General features: G+C 64.9%; 15 protein-coding genes. 3 read left to right on the top strand and 12 right to left on the bottom strand.

The features are described 5' to 3' along the window. The 11 genes from O3297_RS18060 to O3297_RS18010 form a co-directional block, all read right to left on the bottom strand. Positions 1–537 (bottom strand): type II secretion system protein, encoded by a 537-nt coding sequence (locus O3297_RS18060; protein WP_257217383.1) that lies wholly within the window; start codon positions 535–537, stop codon positions 1–3. Continuing rightward, positions 524–907 carry a type II secretion system protein gene (locus tag O3297_RS18055; protein ID WP_099389305.1) on the bottom strand — a complete coding sequence of 128 codons (384 nt, stop codon included), beginning with the start codon at positions 905–907 and terminating at the stop codon, positions 524–526. Before O3297_RS18055 ends, O3297_RS18060 begins: the two co-directional genes overlap by 14 nt. Before the next feature lie 5 nt (positions 908–912). Next, positions 913–1,395, bottom strand: a complete 483-nt coding sequence (locus tag O3297_RS18050; RefSeq protein ID WP_305049345.1) for a type II secretion system protein — start codon at positions 1,393–1,395, stop codon at positions 913–915. Beyond that, complete coding sequence (locus tag O3297_RS18045) at positions 1,392–3,275, bottom strand: secretin and TonB N-terminal domain-containing protein (protein ID WP_099394900.1); 1,884 nt, start codon at positions 3,273–3,275, stop codon at positions 1,392–1,394. Before O3297_RS18045 ends, O3297_RS18050 begins: the two co-directional genes overlap by 4 nt. Positions 3,276–3,292: 17 nt before the next feature. Further along, positions 3,293–3,829 (bottom strand): hypothetical protein, encoded by a 537-nt coding sequence (locus O3297_RS18040; RefSeq protein WP_070281611.1) that lies wholly within the window; start codon positions 3,827–3,829, stop codon positions 3,293–3,295. Next, positions 3,826–4,446 carry a type 4a pilus biogenesis protein PilO gene (gene pilO / locus O3297_RS18035; protein WP_305049344.1) on the bottom strand — a complete coding sequence of 207 codons (621 nt, stop codon included), beginning with the start codon at positions 4,444–4,446 and terminating at the stop codon, positions 3,826–3,828. The genes O3297_RS18040 and pilO overlap by 4 nt, the downstream gene beginning before the upstream one ends. Beyond that, the gene (locus tag O3297_RS18030; protein WP_092607663.1) at positions 4,434–4,976 is read right to left on the bottom strand and encodes a hypothetical protein; all 543 of its coding nucleotides are present in this window, start codon (positions 4,974–4,976) and stop codon (positions 4,434–4,436) included. The genes pilO and O3297_RS18030 overlap by 13 nt, the downstream gene beginning before the upstream one ends. Continuing rightward, a complete protein-coding gene (locus O3297_RS18025; protein ID WP_305049343.1) occupies positions 4,967–5,755 on the bottom strand; it encodes a hypothetical protein in 789 nt (262 codons plus the stop codon). Before O3297_RS18025 ends, O3297_RS18030 begins: the two co-directional genes overlap by 10 nt. Further along, positions 5,742–7,439, bottom strand: coding sequence for a GspE/PulE family protein (locus O3297_RS18020; protein WP_305049342.1), 1,698 nt, complete (start codon positions 7,437–7,439; stop codon positions 5,742–5,744). Before O3297_RS18020 ends, O3297_RS18025 begins: the two co-directional genes overlap by 14 nt. Before the next feature lie 25 nt (positions 7,440–7,464). After that, complete coding sequence (locus O3297_RS18015) at positions 7,465–8,658, bottom strand: type II secretion system F family protein (protein WP_099394896.1); 1,194 nt, start codon at positions 8,656–8,658, stop codon at positions 7,465–7,467. A 250-nt stretch (positions 8,659–8,908) separates the two neighbouring features. Further along, a complete protein-coding gene (locus tag O3297_RS18010) occupies positions 8,909–11,440 on the bottom strand; it encodes a M4 family metallopeptidase (RefSeq protein WP_034780355.1) in 2,532 nt (843 codons plus the stop codon). Positions 11,441–12,111: 671 nt separating this feature from the next. Here O3297_RS18010 and O3297_RS18005 point away from each other — a divergent pair. Then, positions 12,112–12,768, top strand: coding sequence for a hypothetical protein (locus tag O3297_RS18005; protein WP_034780353.1), 657 nt, complete (start codon positions 12,112–12,114; stop codon positions 12,766–12,768). Between the two features lie 51 nt (positions 12,769–12,819). Here O3297_RS18005 and argH read toward each other — a convergent pair whose 3' ends face one another. Then, a complete protein-coding gene (gene argH / locus O3297_RS18000; protein ID WP_099389069.1) occupies positions 12,820–14,217 on the bottom strand; it encodes an argininosuccinate lyase in 1,398 nt (465 codons plus the stop codon). A 273-nt stretch (positions 14,218–14,490) separates the two neighbouring features. Between argH and O3297_RS17995 the strand changes: the two genes are divergently transcribed. Beyond that, positions 14,491–14,697 (top strand): hypothetical protein, encoded by a 207-nt coding sequence (locus O3297_RS17995; RefSeq protein WP_070256105.1) that lies wholly within the window; start codon positions 14,491–14,493, stop codon positions 14,695–14,697. Positions 14,698–14,858: 161 nt separating this feature from the next. After that, the gene (locus O3297_RS17990; protein ID WP_176386310.1) at positions 14,859–15,284 is read left to right on the top strand and encodes a GNAT family N-acetyltransferase; all 426 of its coding nucleotides are present in this window, start codon (positions 14,859–14,861) and stop codon (positions 15,282–15,284) included. Positions 15,285–15,288: the final 4 nt, after the last annotated feature.

Below are 15,288 nucleotides of genomic sequence, written 5' to 3'. Positions count from 1 at the left end.
TCAGTTTGCGCCTTTCGGCTTGAGTCCGGGCGCGCCGCCGGCGGCATCGGGCGGGGCCAGCACCAGGTCGTGCGGATACGTGAAGTGCCAGTCCGCGTAGCGCTGCTTGCGGCGCAGGCTGGCGTCTTCGTCGAGAAAATTGTCCTGCTTGATAGGGAGCTGTGGCGACAGCGAATGGATGCCGACGATGCGTCCCTCCTGCCGCAGCACACCCCATTCCGCCTTGCCCGTGACAGGGTCCGCATACAGGCGGCGCAAGTGCCGCCGGGCGTTGGCAAAGCGCGGGTCGCGCAGCAGTTCCTGCAAGGTCAAGGGATAGCGGGGCCGCCCGTCGCCCGGCGTGCTGTCGTAGTAGCGGCCCAGCGCGTTGCGGAACTCATGGCCGATGAACAGCAGCTCGCGCTCCTTGTCACGCCGCGCGGCCGTGGCAAACAGTTCGCTGGCCAGCACCAGGCCCACGCCCATGAAGGCCACCAGCATCAGGGTCCAGATATACGCGAAGCCCCGTGCGCGGCGTTGAAAACTAGAGCTGCTCAAAGGGGATGCCCTCGCGCGTCTTGCCCTTGGCGCCGCTGCGCACGTCGGCCACCCCGCCGATCTCGCCATTGGGCGAAGGGATCAATTGCCAGGTGGCGCTGGACTCCGTGACGGGGTCCAGCGGCACGCTGCGGAAGTAATGGTGGGTCACGAGGTCGTCCAGGGCGGCCGGATACTCGCCCTTGTCGGCATAGTATTTATCCAGGCCGCTCCTGAGCACTTGCAGGTTTTCCTTCAGGGCGACTTCCTTCGACTTTTCCACGGAACCGAAATAGCGGGGAATGGCGATCGTCAGCAGCAGCGAGATGATCGCCAGCACCACCAGCAGTTCGACCAAAGTAAAGCCGCGGCGTGAGATAGAAGCGGGCATCAAGTTCACCATTGATTGAGCGGCACGCCGTTCAGGCCCACCTTGGTCGAGCGCGAGGCGACGTCGAACACGTCCTCGCCTTCGCTGGGATTGTCGGGCGGCGAGGCATAGGCGCGCTTGCTCCAGCTGTCGGCGGCGCTGCCTTCTTCCCTGGGCTGGAACGGGTCGCGTGGCAGACGGCGCAAAAAATAGATGTTCTGCTTCGAGACGCTGCGCTGGTCGGGCACCCCCTCGACCAGTTCCTCGAGTTTTTTCGGATAGCCGGAAGCGCCCAGCGACAGCTTGATGCGGCCATTGTCCGAAGCGCGCTTGTAGGCATCGATGGCCTCGCGCATCTCGATCAGGGCGCTGCGCAATTGCTGTTCCTTCGCCCGTTGCAAGGCCACCTGAGCCATCGGCACGGCCACCGTGGCCAGGGTCGCCATGATGGCCAGGGTGATCATCAGCTCGATGAAGGTAAAGCCCTGCTCTTTCACTGGCCACCTCATTGGCCACCCTTGACAGTGGCCTTGTCGCCGGCGGCAGGCGCTTCGTCGCCACCCGTCATGGGCGAGCCGGTGCGCGGCGCGGCCTGTTCTGGCGCGGCGATAGCCTCGGGGGAGCCGCCCACGCTGGCGCGGCCGCCCACGGATGTCTCGGTGCCGGAATTGAATTCGGCCGTCGTCAGGTCCGGGCGGCGGATGCTGCGCAGCAGGCGCGGCGTGATCGACAGCACGATCTCGCTGCGCATGGCGTCGTCCTTCTGGCTGCCGAACAGGCGGTTCAGCACGGGCAGCTCGCCCACGCCCGGCACCTTGTTGGCCGTGCCCCGGTCTTCATCGCTGATCAGGCCTGCCAGCACCTGCGTCTCGCCATCCTTCAGGCGCAGCACCGTGGAAGCGCTGCGCGTGCCGATCTGGTAAGCCTGCGTGCCCGTCTTGCTGATCACTTCCTTGACGACGTTCGACACTTCCAGGTTGATCTTGATGGCCACCTCGTCGTCCAGGTAGACGTTCGGTTCGACGTCGAGCTTCAAGCCCACGTCGATGTAGTTGACGCTGTCGGAACTGACGCCGTTATTCGTCGTGACGGTAATGACGGGCACGCGGTCGCCGATGAGGATCTTCGCCTTTTCCTTGTTGCGCACGCGGATGCGCGGGTTGGCCAGGATATTGCTGTCGCTGTCCGTCTTGTTGGCGTTCAGGGTGACGCCGCCGATGCCCAGGTTGATATTGTCGCCATTGATGCGGTGCAGGTCCGCCACTTTCAAGCCACCGAGTCCTCCCGTGCTGCCTGCGACGCCGGCCAGTGTCAGGCTGGCCTGGTCCGGCCAGCGCACGCCCAGTTCCATCAGGCGCGTGCGCTTGACTTCCAGCACCTCGACTTCCAGCATCACTTCCGGGTCGGCCAGGTCTTGCACGTTGATGATGCGTTCGGCCATGCGCACCATTTCCGGCGTATCGCGCAGCATGATGATGCCCAGTCGCTCGTCGGTGACGACGTCCTTGGCCTTGAGCAGGGTCTTGATGGAGAACGCCACCGTCTTGACGTCGGCATTGGCGAGGAAGAAGGTGCGTACCACGAGCTGCTGGTAATCCTTCACCTTTTGCGGCGTGTTCGGGTAGATCGTGATCGACTTGTCGCTGGTGACGCTTTGTTCCAGCTGGTTGGCGCCCAGCAGCATGGCAATCGCCTCTTCGATGCTGGTGTCGCGCACGGAAATGGTGGCGCGCAGGGCGGGATCGACTTCCTTGTCGAAGACGAAGTTCAGGCCCGACACCTTGCTGATGAAATCGAACACGGAACGCAGCGGCGCGTCGCGAAATTCCAGGGTCACGGGTTTCCTGTAGGCGGCCGCCAGCTTGCCGCCGGCCGGCAGACTTTTGGATTGCGCCTCGCCGATGCGGCTTTTCAGGGCCAGCGCCTCGCGCTGTGCGGGGCGCTCCTGCAGCACCTGGCGCAGGGCTTCCTGCGCCTGCGCGATATTCGCTTCGCCGCCGCGCTGGTAGCTGGCCTGCGCTTCCTGCACCAGCTTGCGGTGCCGTTCATCCTGTGCCACGCCGGCCAGGCCCCGCTGCGCCACGTCGTTGCTGGCATCCAGCGCGAGCGCCTGCTGGTACAGCGCCTGCGCTTCGGGCAGCTTGCCCTGCTGGCGCAGCGCCTCCGCAGCGCCATTCAGCTTGTTCAGCGCGCGCATCCTGCCATTCGTGACGGCAATGCGGTACTTGGCGTTGGTCGGCTCGGCCTGCGCCGCCTGTTCCAGCAGGGCCAGCCCCTGTTCCGTGCGGCCCGCGCCCAGCATGGCCTGGCCATCGTTATAAGCCTGGTTGCCGGCGCAGGCGGCCAGCAGGGACAGCACCGGCAGCAGGGTGAGGATAGTACGAGACATACGTGCGGCGCGTCGTTTCAATTGAGGTCCCCTACGGCGAGTGTCTGTTTCAGGTTGAGCGGCAGATAGGTAAATTGCAGAGAACCCTGCACCACGCCGTCGAAGCGGTAGCGCTCTTCGAGCGTGTCGCCGGGGCGCGCCACCACGTTGCGTTCGCCCGCCTGCAGAAAGTAGGCGGCCTTGCCTTCGTCGACAAAGCGGCCCAGGAATTGAAAGGGCAGCGGTGGCGGCGCGTTCGCATCCACGCGGGCTGCGGGTAGTGCCGCCTGGGCTGCCTGCTGGTCGAGCATGATCTTCTTCGGCGTCTCCGGCTGCCAGCTCTGCTTGGCGAACAGGGTCGCTGCTTCGTCGTCATCGAGTCCCCGGCGCGGTTCGATGGCCAGCGCACGATTGGTTTGCGCAACGGCGGCTGCGGCGAGGGGGGCTGGCGCCACCCGCTCCACCTGGCGCGTGGTGGCCGTGGCCGGTCCCACGATGCTGCCTTCATCCTCGGGCGCGAAGAGGGCGGCCAGCAAGGTCGCCACGGCGGCGCCTCCCAGTACGGCTTTTTTCATCGGCGCACCTCCGCCTTTTTCACCAGCAGGATGAACTGGATGCGCGCGTCGATCTCGCCCGCCTCGATCTGCTCGCGCTTGAAGAGCACGGAGTCGAGCGTCAGGGTGGGCAGCGCCTGCAGGGCATCGACGATAAAGGTCTGCAGCTGCGCGTATTCGGCTTTGACGGGCAGGGTGATCTGGTAGCGCAGGAAGGCTGTGTTGCCGTCTTCCTGCGGCTTGTAGTCGGCCTTGGCCAGGGTGACACCGCTCTTTTGCGCCACTTCCAGCAAGGCCTTCAATTGGTCGGGAATGCTGTCATGCGCAGGCAGGTAGGCGTGAAAGGCGGCCAGGCTGTCCGCATCGGCATCGAGCGTGATGGGTGCCGGCTGCAGCGCCGACTGTCTGGCAGCAGCGGCCAGTTGCGCCGCCAATTGCTGCTGGCGTGCGGCCAGTGCATCGCCCTGCTGCATGGCGAAAGCGGCCAGCGCCAGGCAGGCCGCGCCGAGGGCGCTGGGCCAGCCGAGGGTGCGCCACAAACGTTGCGCTTCCCACGCCAGGCGCGGCGGCATGCGCAGCTGCAGGCGCGCGCGGGCCACGGGCGTGCTGGCTTTGAATACGGGTTTTATTGCCGCCATTGCGCCTCCAGCTGAAAACGGTAAGGGTGTTCGGGGGCGTTCGCATTCATCTCGTGCTTGAGCAGATACACGGAGCTGAACATGGGCTGCTGGTTCAGGAAGGCCAGGTAGTTGAGCATGTCCTGCGGCGTTTCCGCCTCGGCGGCGATCTTCAGGACGCTGGCGCCATCCTGTCCCTGCTGCGCGTTCAGGTCCAGCCCCAGCAAGGCCACGCGCACATCGCGCGGCGCCTGCACGGTCTTGACCAGGCGCGTGACGGGCAGGTTAAGCTGGCGCACGGCGGCGGCCACCTGTTTCAGTTCGATGTCGCGTTCGCGCTGCTGGCTGGCGGACAAGGGCGCGCGCATCGGGCGCGCGGGCTGCAGCTGCGCCAGCTGCGCTTCCAGGCGCCGCGTTTCCTGCGCCTGCACCAGCCAGTACACGGCGGCCGGCAGCAGCAGCAAGCCGCCCGCCAGGCACAGGGCCAGGCGCCAGCCCTTGAACGTCTGCACTGCGCCGGGCGCCAGCAATTCCAGGCGGCTCAGGCCCATGCGGCCTCCCGCATCAGGTGGGCGGCGCCGGCCACGGGAAGGGACTGGAAGCGCGCCGGCAGCTCGTCCTGCGGCATGCCGCTCAAGTCGAGCAGCGCCACGTGTTCGATCGCGTCCAGCTGTGGTGCGCGCAAGTTCCAGCGCCGCCACGCCCGATCCAGTTCATCGCCCCAGGCGGCGCCGCAGGACTGGCTATGCAGGCCCGTGATGCGCCCGCCGCCCGTCGTTGCCAGCAGCAGCCGTCCCGCTTCCACCAGGGCGAAGGCGGCAGGTTTGCCGCCGGCGATGCTGCGCCAGGCCGGCCCGACGATGGGTTCAAGGGACAGGCAGCGCCGTCCATGCGCGGCCGCCGCATCCTGCACGCCTTGCAGCAGGGCCGCATCGATGCCGCAGGCCAGGCGTGGCTTGCCATAGGGCGCATCGTCGGCAGCCAGGCGCCAGGCGCGCGCGCCATCGCCGTAGACGGCAGCGAACTGGCTATGCAGGAAGCGCTGCGCGCTGCTCCGGTCGAGCAGGGCGCCGCTCCACGGCACCATCAGCATGGCGCACCAGCGGCTGGCCAGGCTGACGGCCAGCGGCAGTTTTTTTTCATTGTGCTGTTCCAGCCAGCCGCGCAGGGCGGCCAGCGCCACTTCCCAGCTGGCGTCGGGGTTCGCAATGGGCAGGTGGAAGGCGCTGTCGGGCACGGGGCGGCCGGCGCGGCGCAGCACGCCGTGCAGCCCGTGCGGCGCCAGGTGCAGGCACAGGGTGGCGCGGGTAAGGCGTTCAATAAGTGACACGATTGAGCTCCGCTAAAGTGGTTTCGCCGCGCCGCACCAGGTCCAGGCCCGCTTCGCGCGCCAGGCGAAAGCCGTTGCGCGCCGCTTCTTCCTTCATCTGGCTCAAGGGCGCCCGCGTGCAGATCATTTCGCGCATGGCGTCACTGAGCATCAGCACTTCGGCGACGGCCTTGCGGCCCTTGTAGCCGGTGCCGCGGCAGTGGCCGCAGCCCTTGCCGGCCATGAATTGCCAGTCCTGCACCTGGTGCAGGGCCAGGCCGCTGTCGCGCAGCTGCTGCGCATCGGCCAGCACCTCGGCGCTGGCATCGACGGCGCAATGGGCGCAATTGAGGCGCAGCAGGCGCTGCGCCACGATGCCGTTCAGGGCCGCCGCAAAGCTGTAGGCGTCGACGCCCATGTGCAGGAAACGCCCGACCACATCAAAGACGTTATTCGCGTGCACGGTAGTAAACACCAGGTGGCCCGTGAGCGCGGCCTGCACGGCGATCTGCGCCGTCTCGTCGTCGCGGATTTCGCCGATCATGATCTTGTCGGGATCGTGGCGCAGGATGGAGCGCAGGCCGCGCGCGAACGTCAGCCCCTTCTTTTCATTGACGGGGATCTGCAGCACGCGCGGCAAGCGGTATTCGACGGGGTCTTCGATGGTGACGATCTTGTCGCGGCCCGTATTGATTTCCGTGATGGCCGCGTACAGGGTGGTGGTCTTGCCGGAACCCGTGGGCCCGGTCACCAGCAGCATGCCGTGCGGCTTGGCGGCCAGGCGGCGTATCTGCTCAATGGCGTCCTCGTTCAGGCCCAGGCTTTCCAGGCGCAGCGCCTGCGCCGCTTCCGTCAGCGCGCGTCGGTCCAGCAGGCGCAGCACGGCGTCCTCGCCAAAGATATTCGGCATGATGGAGACGCGAAAGTCGATTTCCGCCCCTTTTACGCGCACCTTGAAGCGGCCGTCCTGCGGGATGCGGCGCTCGGCGATGTCGAGATCGGCCATGACCTTGATGCGCGAGATGATCTGCTCGGCCATCGCCAGTCCCTGTACCTGGCCTGCCTGTACCAGCACGCCGTCGACGCGGTATTTGATGACCAGGCTGGCCACGTCGCATTCGAGGTGGATGTCGCTGGCCTGGAATTTCAGGGCATCGTAGATGGTGGAGTTCACCAGTTTCACCACCGGGCTGCTGTCTTCGCTGATGCGGATCAGCGAGATATCCTCGATACTCTGGTCCAGGCCCGGCACGTCATCCCCATGCTGCATTTCCTGCATCGCCTGCTGCACGCTTTCCTGCTGCAGCAGATAGGCGGCCAGGTCGTCCGGGTGCGCCAGCGCCACCGTGAAGGGCGTGGACAGGGCGAAGTCGGCCCACTGCAGCAGGTCTTCCGCAAACGGGTTGCCGATGACGAGCACGGGCGGTGCGCCGGGGGCGCCCGGCTGCAGCAGCACGCAGTCGCGCTGGGCGCAATCCGTGTAGGGCAGCAGGGCAAAGGCGGGCAAGGCGGCTTGCAGCTCGGCCATCGTCCAGGCCGGGTAGCGGAACAGGGCGGCCAGCTGGCGCAAAAAGACCTCGGGCGGCAAGGCCGCCGTTTCCTGCAGCACGGCCATCCGCGGGCGGCCCTGTTCCAGCGCGCTGGCGTGGGCCCGGCGCAGCATGGCCGCATCAAGCACGGCCCGTTCTTCGTCGCGTGCATTCATGGCAGGCACCACATGGTAAAAACCGTCACGATAAGCTCCCGGCCAGTTCAAAGATCGGCATGTACATCAGCACCACGACGCCGCCGATGACGACGCCGATGATGGTCATCAAGAGCGGTTCGAGCAGGCGCGAGGCCCAGTCCACCCAGCGGGCGAATTCCTCGTCGTGGAACTTGGCCGAGCGTTCCAGCATGTCGCCCAGGCGGCCCGTGTTCTCGCCCACTTTCAGTAGCGATTGCGCCACCGGTGTGGCCATGCCGGCGTGTTCCAGCGCGGTGGAAAACGGCATGCCTTCCTGCACCGCGCGGCGCGCCTGCGCCAGCTGCTCCTGCTGCGCCGGCAGCAGCATGGGCGCGACCATGGCCAGCGCCTTGTGCAGGGGGATGCCGGCGTGCAGAAGCAGGCTGAGAGCCCGGTAGAAGCGGGCCAGGCGGAATTCGGCCGCCTTCTCCGCCAGCACGGGCAGGCGCAGCAGGCGCAAGACCAGGGCCTGGCGCGCGCCGGCATTGGCGATGCCGAAGACCACGGCGGCCACCACGGCGGCCAGCGCGCTGGCGCACAGCAGCGGATGCGCGGCCAGGGTCTGGCCAAAGCCGAGCAGCATTTGCGACATCCAGGGAATCTCGCGGCCCGAGCTTTCGTAGACGACGCTGAATTTGGGCACCACGTAGCCGAGCAGGAACAGGGTCACCAGGCCGCCGACGACGAGCAGCATGCACGGGTAGATGGCGGCGGAAATGAGTTTCTTGCGGATGGCGTCGAACTGCAGCTGGTAGCCGACGAAGCGCGCCAGCGCCTCGGGCAGGTTGCCCGAGCGTTCGGCCGCATGCACGGTGGCGATGTAAATGTCGGGGAAGATGTCGGGGAAACCGGCCAGGGTGTCGGAAAAGCTTTGCCCTTGCTGCAGGGTGAGCACGATGGCGGCCAGGGTGGCCTTTGCGCTTGGCCGCGTTTCCTTGTTATGCAGGGTGGCCATGGCCTCGCCCAGGTTCAGGCCCGCTTCGAGCAGGGCCAGCAGCTCCTGGCTGAATTGCAGCAGAGGCAGGCCCTGTTTGCCGGGACGCAGCGCGACGCCCGTCTCCTGCGCAGCGCCAGCGTCGACGGCCAGCACGCGCCAGCCGCCGCGCACGGCCGCGCGGATCGCTTCGGCCTCGCTGGCGGCGTCGATGGCCAGCGCCTGGCTGCCCGCCGGGCCCTGCACCTGAAGGTGGAACTGCATCGTCGGCTCAGGCGAGCATGGCGAGGGCCTGGGGCGTGAAAATGGGGTAAGCGGAAGAAGGGAATGCGCGTGCGGACAAGGTCGAAGTAGGCATCGGTCAGGAACAATCCAAAAAAAAGTTCAATTCGTCGCGGGTACCAGCAGCAGGCAAGATGCAATCACTGCCTCAGGGTAGACTGGAATTGCCAGGAAATCAATCGTGCCGTGCGGGCAAGCCTTGTCGCGATGGCTTGCCCGCATGTTCAGCCGCTTACTGGGTGACCAGGCTGACCTTGTCGATCACGAACGAGGTTTGCAGCGATGCGTCCTCGGTCGCGGCAAACGAGATCTGCACGGTCTGGCCCTTGTAGGCGATCAGGTCAAACGTGCGGATCTGGTAGCCGGCAGCCTTGTTCACGTTCGAGTACGAGGCCAGGGTGCCCAGCACCGTGCCGGCGCTGTTCTTCACGGTGACGACCAGCTTGTCGTACACGGTATTGCCCGTTTCCGCCGTGTCGATGTGCAGCGCGAAGGTCAGGCTGGCCGAGGTGGCGGCGGCCGGAATGGCCACGCTTTGCGTCAGCGATTCGCTGGCCGTGGCGCCATTGCCGCCCAGCCAGGCGTACTTCGTGCCTTCGTACGCGGTCTGGCCCGTGAAGGTGCCGATGGCGCCCGTGGTGCCGCTCCAACCCGTGGCGCCGGACTCGAAGCCGCCGTTCGTCACGCGTTCGGTGGCGCTGCTCGTGCCCACCGTCAGCGTGGCGTTGTTCGACGTGGCCGTCACGGCAGGCGAGGACGAATCCGTCACCGTGGCCTTGAAGACGGCGCCGCTGTCGGCCGCTACAGTCGTGAAACTGTAGGCGGGCGATGTGGCGCCGCTGATCACGGCGCCGTTGCGGTACCACTTGTAGGTGTACGGTGCCGTGCCGCCGCCCGCGCCCACGGCGAACGAGGCGGTGGCGCCCGGTGCGACGGTGATGCTGGCCGGCTGGCTGGTGATGGTCACCGCGCCGCCCGTCGTCGATTCATCGACGTCGGCGCCCACGTTGATGGCCGCATACGCGCGCTTGACGGCGATCGCCTCGGCGCTGCCCACGCCATACAGTTCCTCGGCTGCCAGCAGTACCTTGTTGCGCGCGTCGGCGTAGTTGGTCGACGAAGTGAACTTGGTGGTGGCGGCCTTGAACCAGATGCGGTAAGCCTTGTCGCTGCCGATACCGGTCATGGCCAGCGGGCTTTTGTTCAGGTAGGAGCTGTAGTAGTCGCTGCTGGACGTGGAGTTCGACCCTTGCGACAGGAAGTAGAACATGCGGTTGTTCGGGCCGCTGCTGTAGTGGACGTCGAGGTTCTTGATGGTGCTGCTCCACGCATTCGGGCTGCTGCCATCCTTGCTTGGTTTGTACAGCCAACGCAGCGGCTGGCCATTCTTGGCGATTTCCTTGCCCGTCATCCAATCGTTGCCCGTGTTGGGGATCGTGGTGCCCGTGCCGCCGGCGCGCGCATACGCTTCCACCATTTCACCGGCGATGTCCGAGCTCGATTCGTTCAAGCCGCCCGACTCTTGCGAGTAGATCAGGCCCGATGTGGCGTCCGTGATGCCGTGGCCCATTTCGTGGCCGATCACGTCGATGGAACCGAGGTTGTTGAACGAGCTGCCGCCGTCGCCGATGTACATGCACTTGCAGCTGCTGTCGTAATAGGCGTTGTCGTAGGCCGTGTTGACGTGGGCGGCGATGTGGGTAGCCGTGTTGTTGCCGTCCAGGCTGGACCAGCCCAGCACATTCTTGTGCGTGTCGTAGGTGTTCATCAGGCCCCACATCGCGTTCACGGCCGCCGTCTGGCCATTGGCGTTGGTGGTGCTGCCGCCGTTGATGTATTGCTGGCCGTCGCCCCAGGTATTGCTGGTGCTGCTGTACACGCTGCCCGAGCTGGTGCCGTGATTGGCATTCGTGATGGCCATGCCGCCGAAGCTGCCGCCCGTGCCGCGGCTGGGGTCCTTCATGGTGTAGGTGCTGCCCGTGAGCGTGGTGTTGAGCGGTACCTGGCCGTTGTACTGGCTGTTGCCGATACCGGCCACGGTTTTCAGGGCTTTCCATTGACGCAGGATGCGGCCATCCTTGGCGCTGACGACGGTGTCGTAGTAGACGGGCTTGTTACCGCTGATCATGCGCGTCTGCACCAGATAGGCCAGCTCGTAGTGGTCGACCACGTCCTGCACGTCGAGGGCGTTCAACGCGGCTTCCGATTTGTTCTCGGCGCCGGCCACGCGCACGGTTTTCATGACGGGGTAGATCAGCAGTTGCGCATGCGGCGGCACGTGGTCGACGGCGCGCACGCCAATGCTGTCCACGGCGGCGGCGATGGCTGCCGCCGCGCTGATGGCGGGCGTGGTGTCGATATCGGTGGTGGCGCTGCGGGTGACGGAATTGACACCGCCGCTACCGAGGCCGGAAGCGCGGTCCGACACGGATTCGCTGACGATGTCGCCGGCGCTGTTGCTGACCACGACCGTTTCGGAACCGAAGACGGGCAAACCCTTGTAGGTGTGCTGCACGCGGCTCACGCGTGTGCCGCTGACGCCAGGATGCTGGGCGCCGACGGCAAAGCCATGTTCGGTATTCAGGCCGCGGCTGCGCGCCTGCGCAGCCAGCTTGTTGACCAGGCTGGCGGTCTCTTGTGGAGAAGCCAGGGCGACCGGGGCGGCCATCAGGGTCTGTGGCAGCGGCGTGGCGGCGTCTGCCGTGGTAGCCATCAGCGGCAGGGCGGCGATGGATGCGGCAACTATCGTCAAACGTAAATTCATTTCTGCTCCATGGTATCGGTTAAGGAAATGGTGAATGAGCTGGCCGCGATGCCTGATGGCCACCCCGGCGTGCCTGACAGGCGGATAGCCTGCCGTTTTGTGGTGGCATGACGCCGGGTAGGGGGACACTAAACTTGTCGATATCGCCATGTCAAAAAATTCAAGAAATGGGTCACTACGCGAATTTTTGTTAAGAATTGAACATTTATCGGTGCTACATCAGCGCAAAGTTTGATCTACCACAAGCTGTAACTTTTGTTTTGGACTACTTCCCCTAATGGCGCGTTCTGTTGGAAAAACACTGTTGCATTTTCTAAATGTTGCGATCTACACTAGGTATTCGCGTGGCCCCAACGGACCAGGCGAAGACAAAAAAAGCGCACGCGGCAATGACCGCGTCCAGATACAGCGCATCGGGAAAAAAATTCGGGAGTTTCACATGACGTCAGTTCTGTTTTCTGCTGTTGGTTTCAGCCATTTCCCCTCTGGAGCGGCATTCATGCTGCATCCGCCTTCCTAGCCGCCGCCAGCCGGTTCTTCCCCCCGCGAGGGGGTTCTTTTCCGCGAGTCCGACCGTGCCGCCCGGCGCGGCCGCTGGCGCAGTGCATCCTTTTTTCAGGAAGGGTTGCCGGCTCCTGGTGCGTGCACCGGAATCACCGGCCCGACGAACTATGCTTTCGATAGCGACCAAAGTGGAACAGATCGTGATGGAATCGGCCTTTCTCAGCGAGGGATTGGGCCGCGGCTTGCTGAACCTGTCGGAACTGGCGCGCCAGCTGCAGCCGCAATTGCAGAGCGACTTATGGAAACCGGTGGGGCAGGCCGCCGTGGTGATGGCGCTGCGCCGCCTGGCCGAACGGATGCCGCAGCAGAAAAGCGGCGAAATCGTGCTGGCGCACCGCGCGGGAGAACTTTCCACGCGCAGTGAATTGATGATTTTTACCTACCGCTATTCCGATCAGACCTATGATTGCCAGCGCCAGTTGCTGGCGCTGGCCGCACCCCAGCGCGGCACCTTCATCACGGTCACGCGCGGCGTCAACGAGGTGATGGTGATCTGCAGCCGCAGCCTGCACGCGCTGGTGGAAGAGGTCTTCGGCGGCGAGCAGGAATTGGCGCGCCTGGAGCGCGTGACGGCCGTGACCCTGCACCTGGCGCCCGAGACCTGCTATACGCCAGGCGTGTATCACGCCATCCTCAAGCGCCTGGCCTGGGAGCGCATCAATCTGATCAATATCATCTGCACCTACACGGAACTGACCTTGCTGCTGGAAGCGTCGCAGACGGGGGCCGCCTTTTCCGTGTTGTCGAAGATCGTCGCACAATGAAAAACGCCCCGCTGCAGCGCTGCAGCGGGGCGTTTGCGGGATGGACGCCGCTTATTTTTCCAGCTGCGTGCGCACGCGGGCAATCGCGGCGCGCACCTGGTTTGGCGCGGTGCCGCCCACGTGGTCGCGCGCGGCCACGGAGCCTTCCAGGGTCAGCACTTCAAACACGTCTTCGCCCGTCAGTGGCGAGAAGGCGCGCAACTGCTCCAGCGACAGGTCGGCCAGGTCGCAGCCCGCATCGACGCAGGCGCGCACGGCCAGGGCCACGGCTTCATGGGCGTCGCGGAATGGCAAGCCCTTCTTGACCAGGTAGTCGGCCAGGTCGGTCGCAGTGGCATAGCCCTGCAGGGCTGCCGCGCGCATCGCTTCCGGCTTCACCGTGATGCCGCCGGCCATGTCGGCGAAGATGCGCAGGGTGTCGATGACGGTGTCGACGGTGTCGAACAGCGGTTCCTTGTCTTCCTGGTTGTCCTTGTTGTAGGCCAGCGGCTGGCCTTTCATCAGGGTCAGCAGGCCGGTCAGGTGGCCGTACACGCGGCCCGTCTTGCCACGCGCCAGTTCCGGCACGTCCGGGTTTTTCTTTTGCGGCATGATCGACGAGCCGGTGCAGAAGCGGTCGGCGATGTCGATGAAACCGATGCGTGGGCTCATCCAGATCACCAGTTCTTCGGCCATGCGCGACACGTGCATCATCAGCACGGCGGAGGCGGCGCAAAATTCGATGGCGAAATCGCGGTCCGAGACGGCGTCGAGCGAGTTGTGGCACACGTCGTCAAAGCCCAGCGTTTTTGCCACGCGCAAGCGGTCGATGGGGAAGGTGGTGCCGGCCAGCGCGGCGGCGCCCAGCGGCAGGCGGTTGACACGCTTGCGGCAGTCGGCCATGCGCTCGGCGTCGCGGCCGAACATTTCAACATACGCCAGCATGTGGTGGCCGAAGGTGATCGGCTGGGCCACCTGCATGTGGGTAAAGCCGGGCATGATGGTGTCGGCATGCTGCTCGGCCAGGTCCGTCAGCGCGCTGCGGAACGTCGCCAGCAGGGTGGTGATGTCGTCGATGGCGGAGCGCACGTACAGGCGGATGTCGGTCGCCACCTGGTCGTTGCGCGAACGGCCCGTGTGCAGGCGCTTGCCCGCGTCGCCTACCAGTTCGGTCAGGCGTTTTTCGATATTCAGATGGACATCTTCCAGATCCAGCAGCCATTCGAACTGGCCGGCGGCGATTTCCTGCGAAATTTGCGCCATGCCGCGCTGGATTTCCGCGTAATCGGCCGGGCTGATGATGGCTTGCGCATGCAGCATTTCCGCATGGGCCAGCGAACCTTCGATGTCGAACAGCGCCAGGCGCTTATCAAAAAATACAGAAGCTGTGTAGCGCTTGACGAGGTCCGAGACCGGTTCGGAAAACCGGGCCGACCAGGCTTCGCCCTTTTTGGAGAATTGATCAGTCATGAAAGAAGTCCTTTAGTGTACGGCGATTATAAACAAGGTTGGCCGGCGGTAGGGCTTTTAGGACCTTGCAGGGCGCTGAAATGGCCAGGAATGGGGCTGGCAAGCCTCAAATGCCACGGCACAGGCACGTTGTGCGTTCCATCCGGGCTTTTTGTATTCTGTCCCGCGAATCGTGCGTTTGGTCGCAATCCGATGGCAGTTCAGGGGGGATCGGCCTACAGTTCAATCATCGCAGGACAAACAGCAACGCCCCTCAACCTCAAGGAAAATATCATGAACATCGCTAAAAACATGGAAGCCATCTTCGTCGCCATCATCGCCATCGCCGCCGCCACCAGCCTGGCCACCGCCGCCGTGCCGAAGTTCCGCGCCGCGCCAGCCGCTTCCGTGACCTTCGTTGCCAGCGCCGATCAAGCCACCATGCATACCGTGTATGTCAGCGCCAAGCGTCTGAACGCCGAAGAAAAAGCCGCCCTGTAAGCATGGCGGCAGCGTGCCAGTCGCAGCTACGGCAGCAGCAGGCAGAGTACCCCCGTCGTCAGCAGTCAGAAGGGGAGGCAGCCCGATTCTTTCCTGCCCAGGTGACAGCAGCGCGCAAATCGCCGATGATCAGTTTTTTTCCACGACAGGCGGACAGCGTGATGCCACACTTGAAGATCAGTAGCGACAAGGCGGAACTTGACGTTCCGGCCATTCACCATTTTCTCAGTACGCAATCGGCATGGGCCATCGGCATCGCGCAGGCCACCGTACAGCGCGCGATCGACCATTCGCTATGCTTCGGCGGCACGCTGGACGGCCGTCAAGTGGCGTTCGCCCGCGTGGTCAGCGACTACGCCACGTTTGCCTATCTGGTCGACGTGTATGTGCTGGAAGAGTGCCGCGGCCGCGGCTACAGCAAGCGCCTGATGGAGGCCGTGATGGCGCATCCCGACTTGCAGGGTCTGCGCCGTTTCATGCTGGCCACCAGCACGGCGCATGGCTTGTATGCGCGTCACGGCTTTACGGCGCCGCTCAGGCCGGAGACGCTGATGGAGCGGTATGTGCCGGACATCTACCGGCGCTGACTGG

Origin of the sequence: Janthinobacterium sp. SUN128 (assembly GCF_030587275.1) — a bacterium.
Lineage (GTDB): Bacteria > Pseudomonadota > Gammaproteobacteria > Burkholderiales > Burkholderiaceae_D > Janthinobacterium > Janthinobacterium lividum.
This window is presented reverse-complemented; position numbering and strand designations above follow the sequence as displayed.

Coding starts and splice junctions, on each gene's coding strand:
- O3297_RS17990 (WP_176386310.1), top strand. CDS start 14,859: ATGCCACACTTGAAGATCAGTAGCGACAAGGCGGAACTTGACGTTCCG.
- O3297_RS18055 (WP_099389305.1), bottom strand. CDS start 907: ATGCCCGCTTCTATCTCACGCCGCGGCTTTACTTTGGTCGAACTGCTG.
- O3297_RS18005 (WP_034780353.1), top strand. CDS start 12,112: ATGCTTTCGATAGCGACCAAAGTGGAACAGATCGTGATGGAATCGGCC.
- argH (WP_099389069.1), bottom strand. CDS start 14,217: ATGACTGATCAATTCTCCAAAAAGGGCGAAGCCTGGTCGGCCCGGTTT.
- O3297_RS17995 (WP_070256105.1), top strand. CDS start 14,491: ATGAACATCGCTAAAAACATGGAAGCCATCTTCGTCGCCATCATCGCC.
- pilO (WP_305049344.1), bottom strand. CDS start 4,446: ATGGCGGCAATAAAACCCGTATTCAAAGCCAGCACGCCCGTGGCCCGC.
- O3297_RS18045 (WP_099394900.1), bottom strand. CDS start 3,275: ATGTCTCGTACTATCCTCACCCTGCTGCCGGTGCTGTCCCTGCTGGCC.
- O3297_RS18030 (WP_092607663.1), bottom strand. CDS start 4,976: ATGGGCCTGAGCCGCCTGGAATTGCTGGCGCCCGGCGCAGTGCAGACG.
- O3297_RS18015 (WP_099394896.1), bottom strand. CDS start 8,658: ATGCAGTTCCACCTTCAGGTGCAGGGCCCGGCGGGCAGCCAGGCGCTG.
- O3297_RS18040 (WP_070281611.1), bottom strand. CDS start 3,829: ATGAAAAAAGCCGTACTGGGAGGCGCCGCCGTGGCGACCTTGCTGGCC.
- O3297_RS18050 (WP_305049345.1), bottom strand. CDS start 1,395: ATGAGGTGGCCAGTGAAAGAGCAGGGCTTTACCTTCATCGAGCTGATG.
- O3297_RS18010 (WP_034780355.1), bottom strand. CDS start 11,440: ATGAATTTACGTTTGACGATAGTTGCCGCATCCATCGCCGCCCTGCCG.
- O3297_RS18020 (WP_305049342.1), bottom strand. CDS start 7,439: ATGAATGCACGCGACGAAGAACGGGCCGTGCTTGATGCGGCCATGCTG.